The organism is Rhizocola hellebori, assembly GCF_016862955.1.
Classification (GTDB): Bacteria; Actinomycetota; Actinomycetes; order Mycobacteriales; family Micromonosporaceae; genus Rhizocola; species Rhizocola hellebori.
The window spans coordinates 146,357-163,966 of record NZ_BONY01000002.1; the positions used below are offsets into that span (position 1 = coordinate 146,357).

At 67.2% G+C, this 17,610-nt stretch carries 15 protein-coding genes and 1 pseudogene; 6 read left to right on the forward strand and 10 right to left on the reverse strand.

From position 1 onward, the window contains the following. Positions 1 to 63 precede the first annotated feature (63 nt). A pseudogene (gene gltB, locus Rhe02_RS02545) lies at positions 64 to 4,404 on the forward strand (glutamate synthase large subunit); the annotation flags it as partial. Positions 4,405 to 4,450: 46 nt separating this feature from the next. Here gltB and Rhe02_RS02550 read toward each other — a convergent pair. From Rhe02_RS02550 to Rhe02_RS02560, 3 genes are read right to left on the reverse strand one after another with little or no spacing between them, the layout of a single operon-like run. Further along, complete coding sequence (locus Rhe02_RS02550) at positions 4,451 to 5,647, reverse strand: hypothetical protein (protein ID WP_203906389.1); 1,197 nt, start codon at positions 5,645 to 5,647, stop codon at positions 4,451 to 4,453. A 28-nt stretch (positions 5,648 to 5,675) separates the two neighbouring features. Then, positions 5,676 to 6,311, reverse strand: a complete 636-nt coding sequence (locus tag Rhe02_RS02555) for an adenylate kinase family protein (protein ID WP_203906390.1) — start codon at positions 6,309 to 6,311, stop codon at positions 5,676 to 5,678. Further along, on the reverse strand, positions 6,308 to 7,165 hold the full coding sequence (locus Rhe02_RS02560) for a ribokinase (protein WP_203906391.1): 858 nt from the start codon (positions 7,163 to 7,165) through the stop codon (positions 6,308 to 6,310). Before Rhe02_RS02560 ends, Rhe02_RS02555 begins: the two co-directional genes overlap by 4 nt. A 69-nt stretch (positions 7,166 to 7,234) precedes the next feature. Here Rhe02_RS02560 and Rhe02_RS02565 point away from each other — a divergent pair, with 69 nt between their 5' ends. Next, a complete protein-coding gene (locus Rhe02_RS02565; protein WP_203906392.1) occupies positions 7,235 to 8,017 on the forward strand; it encodes a ferritin family protein in 783 nt (260 codons plus the stop codon). Between the two features lie 9 nt (positions 8,018 to 8,026). On the opposite strand, the gene Rhe02_RS02570 is transcribed toward Rhe02_RS02565, so the two are convergent. Beyond that, the gene (locus Rhe02_RS02570; protein ID WP_203906393.1) at positions 8,027 to 8,485 is read right to left on the reverse strand and encodes an SRPBCC domain-containing protein; all 459 of its coding nucleotides are present in this window, start codon (positions 8,483 to 8,485) and stop codon (positions 8,027 to 8,029) included. 48 nt (positions 8,486 to 8,533) lie between these two features. Between Rhe02_RS02570 and Rhe02_RS02575 the strand changes: the two genes are divergently transcribed. From Rhe02_RS02575 to Rhe02_RS02585, 3 genes are all read left to right on the forward strand, one after another. After that, entirely contained in the window at positions 8,534 to 9,292 is a 759-nt protein-coding gene (locus tag Rhe02_RS02575; RefSeq protein WP_203906394.1) for a class I SAM-dependent methyltransferase, read from the forward strand. Positions 9,293 to 9,443: 151 nt separating this feature from the next. Continuing rightward, positions 9,444 to 11,099 carry a beta-1,3-glucanase family protein gene (locus tag Rhe02_RS02580; RefSeq protein ID WP_203906395.1) on the forward strand — a complete coding sequence of 552 codons (1,656 nt, stop codon included), beginning with the start codon at positions 9,444 to 9,446 and terminating at the stop codon, positions 11,097 to 11,099. Positions 11,100 to 11,147: 48 nt separating this feature from the next. Continuing rightward, the gene (locus Rhe02_RS02585) at positions 11,148 to 12,563 is read left to right on the forward strand and encodes an MDR family MFS transporter (protein ID WP_203906396.1); all 1,416 of its coding nucleotides are present in this window, start codon (positions 11,148 to 11,150) and stop codon (positions 12,561 to 12,563) included. 19 nt (positions 12,564 to 12,582) lie between these two features. Here the strand turns inward: Rhe02_RS02585 and Rhe02_RS02590 are convergent, their stop codons facing one another. The 5 genes from Rhe02_RS02590 to Rhe02_RS02610 form a co-directional block, all read right to left on the reverse strand. Continuing rightward, the gene (locus Rhe02_RS02590; RefSeq protein ID WP_203906397.1) at positions 12,583 to 12,894 is read right to left on the reverse strand and encodes a winged helix-turn-helix domain-containing protein; all 312 of its coding nucleotides are present in this window, start codon (positions 12,892 to 12,894) and stop codon (positions 12,583 to 12,585) included. Continuing rightward, positions 12,894 to 13,373: a hypothetical protein gene (locus Rhe02_RS02595; RefSeq protein WP_203906398.1), complete on the reverse strand. Its 480-nt coding sequence runs from the start codon at positions 13,371 to 13,373 to the stop codon at positions 12,894 to 12,896. Before Rhe02_RS02595 ends, Rhe02_RS02590 begins: the two co-directional genes overlap by 1 nt. Positions 13,374 to 13,460: 87 nt before the next feature. Then, entirely contained in the window at positions 13,461 to 14,021 is a 561-nt protein-coding gene (locus tag Rhe02_RS02600) for an RNA polymerase sigma factor (protein ID WP_203906399.1), read from the reverse strand. Positions 14,022 to 14,023: 2 nt separating this feature from the next. Further along, positions 14,024 to 14,965 carry a zf-HC2 domain-containing protein gene (locus Rhe02_RS02605; RefSeq protein WP_203906400.1) on the reverse strand — a complete coding sequence of 314 codons (942 nt, stop codon included), beginning with the start codon at positions 14,963 to 14,965 and terminating at the stop codon, positions 14,024 to 14,026. 19 nt (positions 14,966 to 14,984) lie between these two features. Beyond that, positions 14,985 to 15,647, reverse strand: coding sequence for a GvpL/GvpF family gas vesicle protein (locus Rhe02_RS02610; RefSeq protein ID WP_239123254.1), 663 nt, complete (start codon positions 15,645 to 15,647; stop codon positions 14,985 to 14,987). A 141-nt stretch (positions 15,648 to 15,788) separates the two neighbouring features. On the opposite strand from Rhe02_RS02610, the gene Rhe02_RS02615 reads away from it, so the two are divergent. Further along, entirely contained in the window at positions 15,789 to 16,304 is a 516-nt protein-coding gene (locus Rhe02_RS02615; RefSeq protein ID WP_203906402.1) for a 23S rRNA (adenine(2058)-N(6))-methyltransferase Erm(C), read from the forward strand. On the opposite strand, the gene Rhe02_RS02620 is transcribed toward Rhe02_RS02615, so the two are convergent. Further along, positions 16,301 to 17,602, reverse strand: coding sequence for a TerD family protein (locus tag Rhe02_RS02620; protein ID WP_203906403.1), 1,302 nt, complete (start codon positions 17,600 to 17,602; stop codon positions 16,301 to 16,303). The two genes, Rhe02_RS02615 and Rhe02_RS02620, sit on opposite strands and share 4 nt — an antisense overlap. Positions 17,603 to 17,610 lie beyond the last annotated feature (8 nt).

A 17,610-nucleotide genomic window follows, 5' to 3' on the forward strand; every position in this document is an offset into this window, starting at 1 on the left:
ACGAGGATTGCGCTCGCGTGACTAAGATAACGACACGCAGCCCGCGCATGGTCAGGGGATCGAATGTCTTTTCAGGCTCACGCAGCCGGCACGTTCGGCCTCGTCGCCCACCTGACCGGGCAGCCCTCCCGCGCGGTCGTCCAGTTGGGACTGTCGCTGCTGCACCGTGAAGCGAGTGGAAGCCAGGAGTTCACGGACGGAGCTGGGCTGCTCACCCAGATTTCAGATCATTTCTTCCGCGATGAAGTGGACTTCGAGCTGCCAGCGAGCGGCGAATACGCCACCGGGCTCGTCTTTTTGCCGCGCAACCGTGCCGACGAGGCCCGCGCGGTGTCCGTGCTGGAAAAGTATGCGCTGGTCGAGGGAGCTCACATCGCCGGCTGGCGGGACGTGCCCGTCGAGGCCCCTTCCGCCGCCTCGGAGTCGATGCCGGTGATCCGCCAGCTGTTCTTGACCGGCTGGGATCTCACCACCGGCGCCAATTTGCGGGGGATGGCTCTGGAGCGCACCGCCTATTGCGTGCGCAGGCAGGCCGAAAGGGAGACCGCTGAGCGCGGGGTGCCGATCCACTTTCCCTCCCTGTCCACCCGGACAATCGTCTACAAAGGACTGATCACTCCGCTCGAATCGTTCTATCCAGATCTGATGGACGAGCGTTTCACCAGCGCGATCGCGATCGCGCACAGCCGGATGGCCACCACGACCCCGGCCACCTGGGCTCTGGCCCAGCCGCGCCGGCTCATGGCGCACAGCGGCGAGTTCACCAGCGTGCGCGGCAATGTCAACCGCATGCGGGCGCGTGAGGCCCTGCTGGCCTCTCAGCTGATTCCTGGTGATCTGCGCCGGTTACTCCCGATCTGTTCCGCCGATGGGTCCGACTCCGCCAGCTTCGACGAGGTGCTTGAGCTGCTCCACCTTTCGGGGCGTCCGCTGGCGCACGCGATGCTGATGATGATGCCGCCGCCCTGGGAGAACTGGCCGGAAATGGACCCGCGAACACGGGCGTTCCACCAGTTCAACTCGATGCTGATGGAGCCCTGGGACGGCCCGGCCGGGGTGGCCTTCACCGACGGTTCGACGGCCGGGGTAATGATCGACCGCCGTGGTCAGCACTCCTCCCGGTGGTGGCAGACCGACGACGGCCTGGTGGTCGCGGCGAGCGACTCGGCCGCGCCAAGTCTCGACCCGGGTTCAATTGTCGCCAACGGACGGCTGACGCCCGGCAGGGCCTTCCTGATCGACACCCGCAACGGGCTCGTGGACCTCAGCGCCACAGTCGAAAGCGAGCTCTCCGCCGCAGCGCCATATGCGGATTGGCTGCACGCCGGTGCCATGCACGTGGAGTCGCTGCCCGAACGTGATCACGTGATCTACACCCACGATTCGGTGCTGCGGCGCCAGCAGACCTTCGGCTACACGGAGGAGGAGCTTGAGCTGGTGCTCGCGCCGATGGCGATGACCGGCGAGGAGCCGTTGGGCGCCATGGGAAACGCCGTCCCGCCCGCGGTGCTGTCGAAGGTCCCGCGCCTGCTCTACGACTACTTCCACCAGACTTTCGCGCAGGCCACCAGCCTCGCGCTGGACCCGAATACCGAGGAATTCCTGACCGCATTCGCGACGGTGATCGGCCCGGAGACCAACCTGCTCGATCCCGGGCCGGCCAGCTGCCGTCGGGTGATCGTTCCTTATCCGGTCCTGGACAACGACGAGCTCGCCAAGATTATATCGATCAACGAGGATGGCGACCTGCCCACCTTCGCGGCGGTGCGCGTCTCGGGCCTTTATCGGCTCACCGAGGGCGCTGCCGGGCTCAAGAGCCGGTTGGTGGAGATATGCCGCCACGTTTCGGAGGCGGTCGAGGACGGCGTGCGCATTCTGGTGTTGTCCGATCGCGACAGCACCGCCGACCTGGCCCCTATCCCGTCGCTCTTGCTGACGGCCGCGGTGCACCAACATCTGGTACGCGAACAGACCCGCAGCAGCGTCGCCATCGTCGCCGAATCCGGCGACTGCCGCACGGCACATCACGTCGCCGTCCTGCTCGGTTACGGTGCCACGGCGGTCAACCCTTACCTGGCAATGGAAAGCGTCGAGGACATGGTGGCTCTCGGCGAGATCACCGGGGTGACGCCGGCCAAGGCGACGCGCAATGTGATCAAAGCGCTTGGCAGGGGTACTCAGAAAATCGTGGCGAAAATGGGGGTGTCCACGATCTCGTCGTTTCACAGCAGCGCCTGCTTCGAGGCCATCGGCGTCGCGTCGCAACTCATCGAACGCTACTTCACCGGGACCCGCACTTCGATCGGAGGCATTGGCCTGCACGAGATTCATGCCGAGATCGCCGCGCGCCACGACTCCGCCTATGACTACTACGACCCCATCCGCCGACAACTTCACGGCATGAATCAAACTCTGAGCCGCGGTGGCGACTGGGAGTGGCGTCACGACGGCGATGCCCACCTGTTCGACCCGGTGACGGTGTTCAAGCTGCAACACGCGACTCGGTCCGGCCAGTACTCCGTCTTCCAGGAATACACGGCCGAAGCCGACAAGGCGACCACGGCCTTCGGGTCGCTGCGCGGGCAGCTCGACTTCCGGCCTGCCGAGGCGGTACCGGTGGACGAGGTGGAGCCTGCGACGGAGATCGTCAAACGGTTCACGGTCGCGGCCATGTCCCACGGATCGATCTCGGCTGTGGCACACGAGACGCTTGACGTGGCAATGAATCGGCTGGGCCTCACCTCCAATTCGGGCGAAGGTGGCGAGGAGCGTCACCGGTTCACCGATCCTCAGGTGCGCAGTGCGGTCAAACAGGTTTCCGGTGGACGGTTCGGCGTCACCACCGGCTACCTGGTGCACGCCGACCGCCTCGAGATCAAGCTGGGTCAGGGCGCCGAGCCGGGCGAAGGCGAACGGCTGCCCGCCGAGAAAGTCACGCGGCCAATTGCCGATCTGCGCGGGATTCCCTGGGAGGTGGAGTCTGTCTCGCCCGTAGGAAACTGCGATGTGCGCTCGCTGACCGACCTCGGCCATCTGATTAATGAACTCAAGTGCGTCAACCCAGCGGCGCGAGTGCAGGTCAAGCTGGCCTCGCAGCCGGGCATCGGCGCGACCGCGGTGGGCGTGGCGAAAGTCAAGGCCGAAGCGATTCTGATCAGCGGTTACGACGGCGGCACAGGCGGTTCAGCACTGGGCAGCATCAAGCACGCGGGGACGCCGTGGGAGCTGGGCCTGGCCGAAGCCCAGCAGTCGCTGCTGCTGGCCGGGCTGCGCGAGCGGGTGATTCTGCAGGTCGACGGGCAGCTCAAGACCGGGCGCGACGTGATGATCGCGGCGTTGCTCGGCGCGGAGGAGTTCGGTTTCGGCACCGCCGTGCTGGTGGTCAGCGGCTGCGTGATGATGCGTCAGTGCCGGCTGAACACGTGTCCGGTGGGGATCGCCACCCAGGATCCCGCGCTGGGCGAGCGGTTCACTGGCAAGCCGGAGTTTGTCCAGAACTTCTTCATGTTCCTGGCCGAGCAGGTGCGCGAACACCTTGCGGCGCTGGGGTTGCGCACCCTCGACGAGGCGATCGGGCGGGCCGACCTGCTTCAGGTGCGGCCCAGCGGCCAGCACTGGAAGGCCGGCAGCCTGGACCTTTCCCCGATGCTGTTCACGCCGGTGCCACCAAACGGATCTGCACGCCGCCGCACCCGCGCACCGGATCACCGGCTCGAGGATGCTTTCGATCTACGGATGATCAGGCTGACGGACGAACCAGGTTTCATACAGTCGATCCACCAGCTTGACCAGCCCTATCACGCCATTGGTGCGATGCTGGCAGGCAAGGTGACGCGCAACGATAGCCTGATGCCTACCGCTATTGATTTCACGCTGCACGGCGATGTGGGCCGCGCCTTCGGTGCGTTCATTCCGAAAGGGATAACGCTGCGCCTCAACGGCGACGCCGCAGACTTCCTGGGCAAGGGCTTGTCCGGCGGGCTGATGATTGTGACCCGAGGCGCGGGGACGCAAAGCCTGATAGGTGACGGAGCATTTTACGGGGCGACCAGTGGTGAAGCATTCCTTTGTGCCACAGCGGGCCAGCGCTTCGCCGTGCGCAACTCAGGGGTGAGAGCGGTCGTGGAAGGTATAGGCGACAACGGTTGCGAATACATGACCGGCGGAATGGTTCTCGTGCTCGGCCCGGTGGGACGCAACTTCGCCGCGGGTATGACCGGGGGCATCGCCTATGTGCTCGACCTCAACCCGATGATGGTCAACCGCGAGCTGGTCGATATCGCCCCCGCAGACGACACGCTGCGGCATCTGGTCGCGTCTCACTTCGAGGTCACCGGTTCGGTGGTTGCCGGACAGCTTCTGTCCAATTGGGACGGTTCCCGCTTCACGCAGATCACGCCGCGCACCGCCGGAGTTGCGCTGGGCCGCTGACGCGGCCCAGCGCATGGCGTCAGCCGTCGTAGCTTGCCTGCTGCACCACGAAAACGTTGCGGTGCCCCAGGGTTTCCTGCAGCGACCAGAGCAGATCCGGGTTGGTTGTGTCCTCCCAATAGCTGATGCTCTCAGCCCCGCCCACCCAGGAATAGGTGGACGCGCCCGCGGCCGGGGTCCAGTAGTACAGCTGCTTGGCCCCGGAGGAGGCGAACCACCAGCGCCCGTTGTGCGAAGCGACCCCGTTCAGCTTGTACCAGGGCAGCTGCAACGCTTGCGACGCTGTCGTGGTGGAGGCGAAGGTCGTGACGCCGGCCGCGAACGGGAACCGCACAGCGCGCGGAGCCCGGTTGGGGTAAGCGGTGCAGCCGGAGGCGCAGGTGTACTCGGTCATGACAATCGACCTGCTGACCCGGTCCAGCGAGATGGTCGACCACACCAAGGACGTGCCCGAGGTGGTGGCCGCCGTGACCGTGCCGATCTGGGGCAGCACATAGGCGTAGTTGTGGGCGTAGTAGACACCGCTGGACTGGCGGCCGATCTGGGCGGCCGTGCCGCCGGTGTTGGTCTTGAGGATCTTCCTCATGTCGAACACCCGCATGCCCCGGCCGGTCTCGGCGACGTACAGATAGTCGCCGTACCAGGAGACCCCGCCCGCGTGGATCGGGATGTCCTTGAAGTTGGGAGTGGCAGCTGTCCCGGTCGGCTCGACCAGCAGCACCTTGCGGTACTTGTTGGGATACGTAGCATCCCAGTCGACAAGGGTGACCCGGCTGCGCGTGCCGCCGCCGTCGCAACCGTCCTTTGTGTACCAGCTGACCACGACGAGCTGATGGCCGTCATAGTTGCCGCTGTTGGCGGTGCCGATGGCGTCACGGCTGGTGGTGACCCCCTGTGGGTAGTTGGTGCAGTCGCCGTTGTCGCCGGAGTCGAAGCGGAACCCGCCCTCGTACCCGGCGAGCCCGAGCGAGTCGGTGATGCCGACCCGGTCGTGGTTGGCGTTGTCCATGACCGTGTGTACCGCTGCTGTCCCGAGTGTGGAGACCAGCGAGTTGAGCACCGTGTCGAATTGATGGTAGTTCGACGTCAGGGTGAACTGGCTTGCCGGAAGGGTTGTCGGCCCGGCGGCGGCCGCGCTCGATGGCCCGATGAGTGTGGTGGCGGTGAGCACCAAACCACCGACAGTCATCGCCAGCATCCTGTTACGTATTAACATGAATCGAACAATAGCGTGTTTGCTGAACTCAAGGGGCGACTGAGCCGCCAAGCGCCGCCGCGAACCGGGCCGAGGTCGCCTCCCCGCCCCCTTGCGCGCTCACCCGAACCAGGCGGCTTCGACCCTGGTAGTAGCCCACCACGTCATCGGTGCGCTCGCGATAGTCGGCGATCTTCTCCAGACACATGCTGCGCAGGTGGTCGGGCAGGGCGGGATATGGTGCGCCGCAAGGGTCACACACGCCCACGCGCGTTGGCGGATGGGTGAACAGGTGCCGTTTCACACCGCATTTGGCGCATTGACGCCACCCGCCCATCCGGTCGAGCTGGCTCGCCTCGTCCAGGCACAGCTCCACGAGCAGGTCGGGCAGGTAACCGTGGTCGGTCAGCAGCTGCGCATGCGCCCGCGAGTGCGGAAAGGATTTCACCATCCAGCTTTGCGCCGCGCCCAAACCCGCGATGACCATCTGCACGAGGAGCTCGCCGGGCACCAACATGCCCGCGTCCAGATAGGGCTTCATCAGCAGGCCGAGATCGGTTTTGGCTTGATGGTGTTCACGAAGGCGCTCCACGAGGTTGACATACGCCATGCCCCAAGCCTGCGCGACCTGCGCGGCCGGGGTGTTCGCGTCGATGCCTGGCCCCGCCATGACGATTATTTTCACGGGCCCTCTCCCACCTGTCGTGCGAGGAAGTCGGCGACCTGTCGCGCCGTGGGAATAGCTTCGTGTATCCCGGGTCTGGTCACCGCGATCGCCGCCGCCGCGCAAGCCCACCGGACAGCGTCGGCCAGGGTCTGCCCGGTCAGCCAGGAAGCTGCGAGCGCGCCGACGAAGGTGTCGCCGGCTCCGACCGTGTCCGCGGCCCGCACCGGGAAGCCGGGCTGCCGTTGGCTTTCGCCTTGGGGGCCAAGCAACGTGGCACCCGCAGCCCCTTGGGTCACCACCACCCAGGGCGCCGCGTCGCGGCCTACGACGGCAAACTCCAGCTCGTTGACCACCAGCAAATCTATGGGCATTTCGGCGGGTACCAGAAAAGCCGGAGCCGCGTTCAGAACAACCTTGCCGCCGTTGGCCTTCACCGCCTGAGCCGCCGCCACGTTGACCTCCACCGCCACCTCGCCCTGCAACAGCAGCAGGTCGCCCGGATGCACGGGCAGCTCGCTGACTGAAAGCTCAGCGTTGGCACCGGGGAACACCCCGATCAGGTTCTCCCCCGATTCCTCCACCATCACCAGCGCCACCCCGGTCGGCTGGGTCGGCGAGACCCGCAGATGTGGTTGCACGCCAAGCTCGGCGAACCGATCGGCCCAGCTGGTGTCGAAGTCCCGGCCGACCTGGGCGACCAGGTGGGTCACCGCACCCTGCCGGGCGCAGGCCACCGCCTGGTTGGCGCCCTTGCCGCCGGGACGGCTCTGCAGCTGTCCACCCACGACGGTCTCTCCGGCCCGGGGCAGGCTCGGCACCGACAGGGTGAGGTCTACGTTAAGGCTGCCCACCACCCAGATCGCGGAACTCACCTCGACCTCATCGCCACATTATGCAGTAGCCTGTCCCGCACAGCTGGCAGTGCCTGTTTGGGAGGACCCATGGCCTTCGACATCGACGCCTACCAGAACACAGCCGGGCGGGTGCGCGACGACGACATCGATTATGCGCAGTTCACGCATCGGCCGCTGTCGCCCGATGCGCTGCGCTGCCTGCGCTACATGTCCGACATCGAGAGCCACACCGTGTGCTATCTGCGCGACCTGCTGGTCACTCCGTCGCATGTCGATCCGGCGGTCACCACGTTCCTGACGATGTGGGTGTTCGAGGAGCACTGGCACGGCGAGGTGCTGGCCAAAGTGCTTGCCGCCCATGGGATATCCACCGGCAGCGCGCACATCTCGGCGGTGCGGCGGCGGCTGGGCTGGCGTGACCGGATGGCCCCGATCGGCCAGGCGCTGATCGCCAACATCGTCGGCGAGGACTTCGTAGCCGTGCACATGACGTGGGGCGCGATCAACGAGTGGTCGGCCTACGCCGGCTACGCCCGGCTGGCCGAGCTGGAGCAGCATCCGACCCTTTCCGAGCTGCTGACCCGCATCATCCGGCAGGAGGCGCGGCACGCGGCCTTCTACGCCAGTCAGGCCCGCGACCGGCTCGCCGCCTCGGCTCGGGCACGGCGGCTGACCCGCTTCGCGTTGCGCCGTTTCTGGGAGCCGGTAGGAGCAGGCGTCGCCCTGCGCAGCGAGACCGCACACATGCTGCGCCACCTGTTCAGCGACACCGCCGGCCGGCGGGTCATCGATCAGGTCGACGAGCGCGTCCATCGCCTACCCGGCCTGGAAAACCTAAACCTGGTCCGCAACGCCTCAGCCACCTACTGAATCCTGGCTTTAGCGCGCGTCTAGCAACTGAGCCAGCTTGTCGAGCGCCATCCTGGTGCCTGTCTCGTTGTCGGCGGCCGGGATCGCGTCGGGGATGCCTTCGTGCACAATCAGCACGTCTGTTCCGCCGTCGGCTTCGGTGAGAGTGGTGGTCATCGTCATCTCGCCGCGCATCGCCGGGTCGGAAGTCTCGAACTCGAACACCTCGACCACCTGCTCGTCTGGCACCAGCTTGCGGAAGTGGCCGTGGTAGGTGTCGGTGTGTGAGGAGGATTTGCCGACGGCGTCGGGCGTGTCGTAGGTCAGCGACACCCGGAATGAGCCGCCCTCGCGGGCGTCGTACTCGTGCACGTGGCTGCTCATGCCGTGCGGCACGCGCCACCGGGCGATCGCGCCTGGGTCCAGCAGCGCCCGGTAAACCTGCGACCGCGGCGCGTTGAGGTGACGGCGGACCTGTGTGGAGTACATGATGGTCAACCCTATCCTGAGTGCGCACGATGATCGGAGGCGAGCAGAATGGACGGAGCCGACCCGGGCCGCTGGTCGGGTGTTGCCGGCGACTGGGCACGCTGGTGGGGCGGGCTCGCCGCGCCCGTGTGGGAAGCGATCATCGAAGCGAGCGCGCTCGGCCCCGAGGCCAGGGTGCTCGATGTGGGCTGCGGCGCAGGCGATCTGCTCGCCCATCTCGACCGGCTCGGCATGGCGGCCGCGGGCATCGACCCGGCGCCGGCCATGGCCGCGCTGGCCCGTTCCCGGGTGCCCCGGGCGCAGGTGCGCGTCGGCGACGCCATGCGGCTGCCCTGGCCCGACGCCCACTTCCGGCTGGTGACCTCTATCAACGCCCTGCACTTCGCGCCCGACACCCTGGACGCCCTGGCCGAGGCGGTGCGGGTGACTGTCCCGGGTGGACACGTGGCGCTGGCCAACTGGGCCGAGGCCGGCCGCAACGATCTGGCGCCGGTGGAGGCGGCGGTGGCCCGCGCCCAGGGCGAGGAACCGTTGCCCGACGGGGATTTGCGCCTGCCCGGCGGCCTTGAGCAGCTGCTGGGCGAGGGCGGGCTGACCGTGGTGGCGGCCGGGGTGGTCCCGGTCATCTGGCAGGCGGCCAACGAGGACACGTTGGTACAGGCCATTTTGATGGGCGAGGAACCAGCCGACATCGCGGCGCTCGCCGAAACGGTGATCGCGGCGGCCGCGCCGTTTCGGGTGAACGGCGGCTATCGGCTGGTCAACGCCTTCCGTTACGCGGTCGCCCGCAAGCAGCCCACCGGCTGATCCCCATCGCCACCTGTCTATTGACGGGTTGTCCGCCGCGTCGTATGGTTCAGAGAGCGCTCTCCCATGCTGATGGAATCACGCTCCCATAGCGATTCCGTGGACGGAGAGCGCTCTCGTCCCCCCTCTATTTGGATTGTGAGGGCTCTGAATGCGTACCCGACAAAGGGTCTTCGGCAGTTTGGCTGCGATCGCCATGACCGTCCCCCTGGCCGTTGCCGCCGCAGCGCCTGCCCAGGCGATCGGACCCGCCCTGCTGCCCGTCACCGTCACGAACAACACCGGCCGCGGCGACGCGGTCTACCTGTACGTGATCGGCATCAACCTGGCCACCGGCCGCCTCGGCTATGTCAACGCGGCCGGCACCTTCACGCCGTGGACAGGCGGCCAGATCCCACCCTCGCCCGCCCCCGACGTCGCCATCGCCGGGCCCGGAAACGGTGGCAGCACGACCATCCGGTTCCCGCGCGGCTTCTCCGGCCGCGCGTACTTCTCCTTCGGCGAGAAGCTCAAGTTCTTCCTCACCCCCGACGGCCTGGTCCAGCCCGCGCCATGGGCGGCAGGTGACGCCAACCAGAACATCCTGTTCGACTGGAGCGAGTTCACCTACAACGACGCGGGCCTATGGCTCAACAGCTCCCAGGTCGACATGTTCGCGGTCCCGCACGCGGTGACGGTCACCGGCGCGACCGGGGTCACCAAGCGCACCGGAGACGTGGTCTCCAACGGGCGCAACAACACCATCAACTCGATCCGGGCCCAGTCGGGCTGGGCCAACACGGTGTACACCCGCTCCGACGGCACCGTCCTGCGGGTGCTCGCCCCGGGCAAGGCCGCCGGGGCAGGGCTGTTCAGCACCACCTATCTGGACGGTTACATCACCTCGGCGTGGAACGCCTATGCGAGCAAGACGCTGACCGTGGTGCCGTTCGCAGACCAGCCCAACACCCGCTATTTCGGCCGGACCAGCGGCAACGTCATGAACTTCACCAACAGCGCGGGGCAGCAGGTGGCCTCGTTCAACAAGCCGACCAGCGCCCATGTCTGGGGCTGCGACGGCAACCTGGGCGCGCCCAACGATCTGATCGTCGGGCCGATCGCGCGGACCCTGTGCGCGGCGCTGAACCGGGGCACCCTGGGCACCATCGACACCCAGCCCAGCCTGAACGCGGCCCAGTTCTACCAGAACAATCCCACCAACCAGTACGCGAAGATCATCCACGCGAACATGGCTGACGGCAAGGCCTACGCTTTCGCCTTCGACGATGTGGGCGCCTTCGAGTCGCTGGTCAACGACGGCGACCCGCGTTCGGCGAGCATCATCCTGAGCCCGTTCGGCGCGGGCGGCCCGCCCCCGACCGACCCGCCGATCTCGTCCACCACCTGGTACAGCGTCGTCAACCGCAGCAGCGCCAAGTGTGTCGACGCCCGCTCCTCCGGCACCGCCAACGGCACCGCGATCCAGCAGTACACCTGCAACAACACCTTCGCTCAGCAGTTCCAGTTCCAGCCCACCAGCGGCGGTTTCGTGCGGATCAACAACCGCAACAATTCGGCCCAGGTGCTCGATGTGAGCGGTGTGTCCACTGCGGACAACGCATTGGTTCACCTGTGGGCCTACGGCGGCGGCAACAACCAGCAGTGGCAGCCCGTCTCCGAAGGTGGCGGCTACTACCACTTTGTCGCCCGGCACAGTGGCAAATGTCTCGATGTGCCCGGCGCGTCCACCGCGGACAGCGTTCAGCTGGTGCAATACACCTGCAACGGCACCGGCGCGCAGTCGTTCCGTCTGGTCGCCCAGCCCTGACCCATTAGTAAGGAGCGAACTCCGGCCGGACCCCTATAAGATCGGCGGATGACCCAGGCATCCGTGGACGTAGGCTTCCGGTCGGAGCGGGGTCCCGTCCTCATTTCGCTGATGCTGTGCGTGACGCTGGTGGCCATCGACTCGACGGTCATCGCCACCGCGGTGCCCTCGGTGGTGGAGGACCTCGGCGGGTTCAGCCAGTTCCCGTGGCTGTTCTCGATTTACTTGCTGGCGCAAGCGGTTTCGGTGCCGATCTACGCCAAGCTGGCCGACCTCTATGGCCGCAAACCCATGATGCTGCTGGGCATAGGGCTGTTCCTGGCCGGCTCCATCCTGTGCGGCTGCGCATGGTCGATGCCCGCGCTGATCGTGTTCCGGGCGCTGCAAGGCCTTGGCGCCGGGGCGATCCAGCCGATGAGCCTGACTATCGCCGGGGACATCTACTCGATGGCCGAGCGCGGCAAGGTGCAGGGCTACATGGCCAGCGTCTGGGGGATGTCGGCGGTGGTCGGGCCTGCGCTCGGGGGTGTCTTTTCCGAGTACCTGACCTGGCGCTGGATCTTCTTCATCAACATCCCGTTGTGTGTCCTGGCGGCGACGATGCTGATCCGCAACCTGCACGAGCAGGTCGAGCACAAGAAACACCAGCTCGACTATGTTGGCGCCGCGCTGCTGACGGTCGGGTCGACCCTGCTGATCCTGGGCCTGCTTCAGGGCGGCGAGGGGTGGCCGTGGCTTTCCCTTGCGGGAGTAGGGATTCCGTCGGCCGGGGCGCTGCTCATCGCGGTGTTCATCCAGGTTGAGCGGCGCGCCGCCGAGCCGGTGCTGCCGCTGTGGGTCTTCCGGCACCGCCTGCTGCTGACCGCCGGTCTGGTCTCGCTGGGCGTCGGGGCCGTGCTCATCGGCCTGACCTCTTACGTGCCAACGTTTGTGCAGGGTTCCCTGGGCACCGGGCCGCTGGTGGCCGGCTTCGCGCTGGCGACGCTGACGATGGGCTGGCCCATCAGCGCATCCCAGTCGGCCAAGTTTTACATGCGGATCGGCTTTCGTCCCACCGCCCTGATCGGCAGCGCCATCGCCATTCTGGGCACGTTCCTGATGACCCTGCTCAGCACGTCCAGCTCGGTGTGGAGCGTGGCCGTGTTCTGTTTCCTCATCGGAGCCGGGATGGGCCTGGTCGCCTCCCCCACCCTGATCGCCGCCCAGGCCACGGTCGGCTGGTCGGAACGCGGCGTGGTCACCGGCAACAACCTGTTCAGCCGCTCGATGGGAATGGCGGTCGGCGTGGCCGTCTTCGGCGCGATCGCCAACTCCACCCTTCCGTCGGGCACCGACACCCACTCCGCGGCCGATCTGGCCACCGCGTCCAACCACGTCTTCATCGGAGTCGCCGTGATGGCTGTCCTGATGGGGGTCGCGGTGGCCTTCATGCCCGCGGTGCGCGCCACGGACTCCCCCGCGTGAGCCGGTGGCGCGCCTCAAACTAGCCGGGTAGCACCGACGCGCCGGCCCGCGCGACGATCTCCTGCAGCGCCGCGACGTGCTGCTCGAACGCGGCACGCCCGACGCTGTTGAGCCGGGCCGAGGTGCGTGGCCGCTTACCCACGAAACCCTTGCGTATCTCCACGTATCCGGCCTCCTCCAGGATCGTCAGCTGCTTGGACAGCGCCGAGTCGGACAGGTCGACGCTGTCGCGGATGAACGCGAAGTCGGCCCATTCGGTGGCGGCGAGCAAGGAGACGATCGACAGCCGGGTGGGTGCGTGGATCAGCTCGTCGAACTTCGGCTTGATCATCAAAGCCCGCCGGTCACGTTGGCACGCATGACGCGGTGCAGGTAACGCGTCAGCAGCGGCCCGCCTCCCACGAGCAGGGCGGCCGCGAGCAGCATGCTCAGGGTCGCCGGATAGGACACGCCGGTGGCCTTGAGCGCGAACCCGGCCGGCAGCGTCACGGCCAGCACCACAGCCACAAAACCAAGGATGGCCATGACCCCGGCCGGTGGCACCAAGTCGTTGCGCGGCTTGGCATGCCGGATGCTGCCCAGCACTATCCGCAACACCATGGTCACCAGCCCGACGACGAACACGGCTACCCCGATGCCCACCACGATCGGCCGGCGCGACTCGACCGCCGCCGTCAGCCCGACCATCAACGCGGCAGTGACCCACCAGAACCACACCGGCATCCGCATGAGCCGGATCACCTGTTCCTGGCGTTGCCCGATCTCGGCCAGCGCCCGCGCGGCCTCGTCCGGCCGCAACTGCTCACCCATCTCCGCCTCCTGTCCCACTCAGACAATACTTTCCTACTAGGAAAGTATCAGAGCACTTTCCTGTCTGGCAAGTAGTTGGTGGAGGTGTTACGGGTCGATGATCCCTTCCGCGGCCAAGCGGCTGGCCAGCGTGGCCAGGCCCACCCGAAGCCGCGACTTGGCCGTGCCCTCGGGGATCTGCAGGTCCTGCGCGACCTGCCGGTAGGTGCGCTGGTGATAGAACGCGAGCAGGACAGCGCTGCGCTGGTGCTCCGGCAGGGACTGCACCGCCTCGCGCACCGCCTTGATCTCCATCTGCCATATCAGGCCGTCGTCCACCTCGGGCTGCGTGTCGACGATCGCCGCGGCCGCGGTCTGATAGCGGTTGCGGGCTTCGTTGCTGCGAATCCAGTCCACCGCACGGCTGCGGCTGGTCATGCAGAGCCAGGTGCGCAGGGTGCCACGGCGCGGATCGTAGGCGTGCGGCCGTTCCCACAGGCGCACAAACACCTCCTGGGTGACATCCTCCGCCGCGGCGCGATCGCCGATGATGCGCGCGGCGATCGAGTAGACCAGAGCCGACCAGCTGTCGTAGATCTCAGCCAGGGCGTCATCGTCGCCGCCGATGAGGCGTTCGTGCAGCCGCACGTCCGTCTCGGAAGCCGGCATGCTCAGTCACATCCCAACAGTGCGGCGACATGCAGCACTCGCCTGGCCAGGTCGTGATCACCAACCACCGTGTACTGCAACGCTTCCGGTGATCGCCGGTTGGCGACCAGGCGTGCGAACGCCGACGCCTCCATGCCAAGAGCGAGGCCGCTAGCTGTGCCCTGACCGCCCAGCGGGAAGGTCCACTCCCCCGAGGCCGGCCCGGTCAGCACCAGCCGGCATGAGCCCGGCCTGCTCACCCCCCGCGCCGCCAGCGCCTCGGGCATCAGGTTCACGGCCAGCGAGACGATGCGCCGCACCTGTTCCGGCGACGGAGTGATGGCCAGCGAGCGCACGTCTTCGAGATGAACCCAGGTCTCAAAGGCCCGCTGCACCAGCGCCGCCCGCAGCGGGCCGGGCTGGTGCCGGTCGCGGCCCACCAGGGTCACGATCTGATCCAGATCTGCCCTGTCATCGAGCCCACGGATGAGGATCTGGGCCTGGTCGCGCCACACCTGGTAAACCCCACCCGCACCATCGCCGGGCACGGTGGCCGCCAGCGGCAGGGCGAGATCGGAGGCCAGCAGGGCGTCGTTGGCATACAGGTGGCGGATCAGCCCGGTCATGTCGCCGTGACGCGGGTCGGGACGCCGCCAGCCCTGCGCTGTCAGCTCCCGCAGCGCGCTGTCGAGCGAGGCGACCTGCCCGGCGTAGGCCTCGACAAGCGTGCGCACGGCCACGGGTGGGCGGCGGCGCCGCGCTTCGTCCAAAATGGACTGCCGAAGCCGGGGCGGCGGCTTCATCGCTTGCTCCAGCGCGAGCCAGCCTGCGGCCGAGCGCAGCTGAGCGGCTTCGGTTCTGCAATCGGAGCACTGTTCAAGGTGTGCCTCCACCGTGGCCGCCTCGGCGTCATCGCACGCATCCAGCGCCCATGCACCCAAAAGTTCAGCTACATGCGGACTCATAGCCACCTCTGGATGCAGGTTACCTCCCGTGTTTGCCCCCGGCCACGCTGATCATGCCAGAATCCATGAAGTGATAGGCCGGTTGTGGTCCGGTCATTCTTATCTGGGTACCAGGAAAGGCCTCCACAAGCTCGAAAACCTTGCCGGCGAAGGCGCTCTCCTCGTCGCGCCGCACCAGATAGAACCCATCGCGGGCGCGAAGGGCCAGCCCCGCGAGCGTGTCACGCACCGTCTCATAGACCAGTGATGCCTGCTGACGGCCCTTCACGTCCAGCACTTCGTTTCCGTCCACATCGCACGCCGCCTGGACCTCGATGTCCCACTCGGCTGCGTCACGCACCAGATCCAGGGCCTCCCGAAACCGCCGGTACTCGGTTCTCAGCCATCCGGCGAGGGCTTCCTGTGTGGCGAACACCGTGCCGAATCGGCATGGCAGCACCGCCGAGTGGGCGAACACGTGCCAGATGACCCGATCGTGCGCGCGCACCGCCCGCCCCAGCTCGCCGTCCTTGCTCAGGTCGGCCCGCCTCAGGGCGGCCTCGAACCCTGCCGCGTCGATCTCCGAGGCGAAGGCCACCAGATCCCCGGCCACCAACGTCTTGACCGGCCGATCGTCGATCCCCGGCGGCGGCCCGATGGCGTGGGCGTCGTCGACGCCGGCCAGGGCATACAGGTACCACATGATGCTCACACCCCTGGTACGCACACCCCGGCGCGCTGGATGACCGCAACGCCCGGCCCATTGGCGAAAAAATGAGATGCCGCCCGCACGCTGGTGGCGATATGTTGGGCCACATGGTCATGTTCATGGTGATGGTGCGCCGTGCCCGCCCGCGCGCCAGGGTCCGCTTGGGCGTGGCATCGCCTCGATGACGCCTGGGCCGCACGCATCGTCGCCGAGTCCGGGGTGCTCCCGGGCGAGCTGGTCCTCGACATCGGGGCCGGAAAGGGCGCGCTGACCGCACCTCTGGTCGCGGCCGGGGCGAGAGTGATCGCCATCGAGCTGCACCCGGGCCGGGCGGCCTACCTCAGGCACCGCTTCGCCGGGGCCGGCGTGTCGGTGATCGAGGCCGATGCGGGCGAGTCGCTGCTGTTGCCCCACCGGCCTTTCCGGGTGGTCGCCAACCCGCCCTACGGCATCTCCAGCAAGCTGCTGCGCACGCTGACGGCGCGCGGGTCGCGGCTGGTGCGCGCAGATCTGGTGCTGCAAAAGGCTTTCGTGCGCGGCTTCACCGCCACCGGCCGATGGCGCGCCGAGCCCGGGATAAGCTTGCCACGCAATGCTTTCCAGCCCAGACCGCAGGTCGACTCGTGCGTGCTGGTGCTCACACCGGCCTAATCATCGGTGTATCGCACAAAGACGACACCGTGGTCGGCTCCGACCGCCGCCAGATCTCGCGCGCCATGGTCGATCGCCCGGTAGACCCACCTCGTGGCGTCCTCGCGGGAGAACGCGCCCAGCACCATCGCCGCCGTTTCCGTTGGCGCGTCGAGCAGGTACTGCGCGAATACGGTGGCGCCCGAGTCGTCGAGGATGTCGTCCAAACTGTCCTCGTATTCCTCCGCCGCTTGCACCGGGCCAAGGTCGTAGCAGGTCGCCTTCGCCTGCCGGACATCCTCGAAGCGGTAGCCGCCGTCGGGAACGTAAGCGCAGATCACGATGCTGGCGACCCTCGTGGTCACCCTGCCGAAGGTGATGGTGATCGTTTCGTCGGACGCGCGGAATCCGTGGCGCTGCCGCCCGCGCCGGATAGTCGATCCGTCCTTGGACCGGTCATTGTCGTGGTTCACGGAGTAGTACGGATTGCTGGCCGGCACCTTGCCCCCGCCATCGACCAGGAACGCGGCAAGGTGAACGATCGCGCCTTCGCGGCTGGCCGACACATCCCAGGTGAGCCTGATCCGCACCCGGCCACCGACCGAGTAGCCGGCCGTTGGAGCTGTCACGACGCCATGCCGTCGGGTTCCGGTCAACGGCCCTGGCGCCGACGCCTCCAGCACCTCCGCGTGGTGGCGTAGCCGTTCGACCACCTCGGGCGCGTCCGAGGTCAAGCCCTCGGCCAGCGAAATCAGCACCCTGACCACCGATTCGTAGTCCGAAATCGCCGGGCCACAGGAGCGGAACTGACGATAGGCGTTGTGAGCCTCCTCGTCATCGCCGATGAGCACGCTGAGCATGCCGTAGTCGGCCCATGCCCACCACTGGTCGCGGCGCGAGCTGGCGATCTGCTTACGCACCACCTCTGCGGCGGCAACGATTTCCGTGCTCATCTGCGTCAGCCCGGCCGGGGCGATGAGCAGCCCGGCCACGATCGCGTTGACCAGGTTGTACGAGTCTTCGATGTGGTATCCGGGATCCTGCTCGATCTCTTGGCCGCTGCGGTATGCCTGCCTTGCCTCGGACAGGTTCCCGGCGCGCATCTCGATTCCGCCCAGCATCCCGTAGGCGTCCGCGAGCGCCATCGCCACCTCGGCGGCCAGCGAGGCGGGAAGCGAGCCGACGGCCAGCTGCGGGCTCAGCCGCCTGATGAGGTCGGTGAGCACCTTGCGGGCCAGGGCAATGTCGCCCTGGGCGGTGAAGACCCTGGCCTGCCGCCGCATCTGCCCGGCGATATCCAGCAACTGGACGTAATCCATGGCGAAGT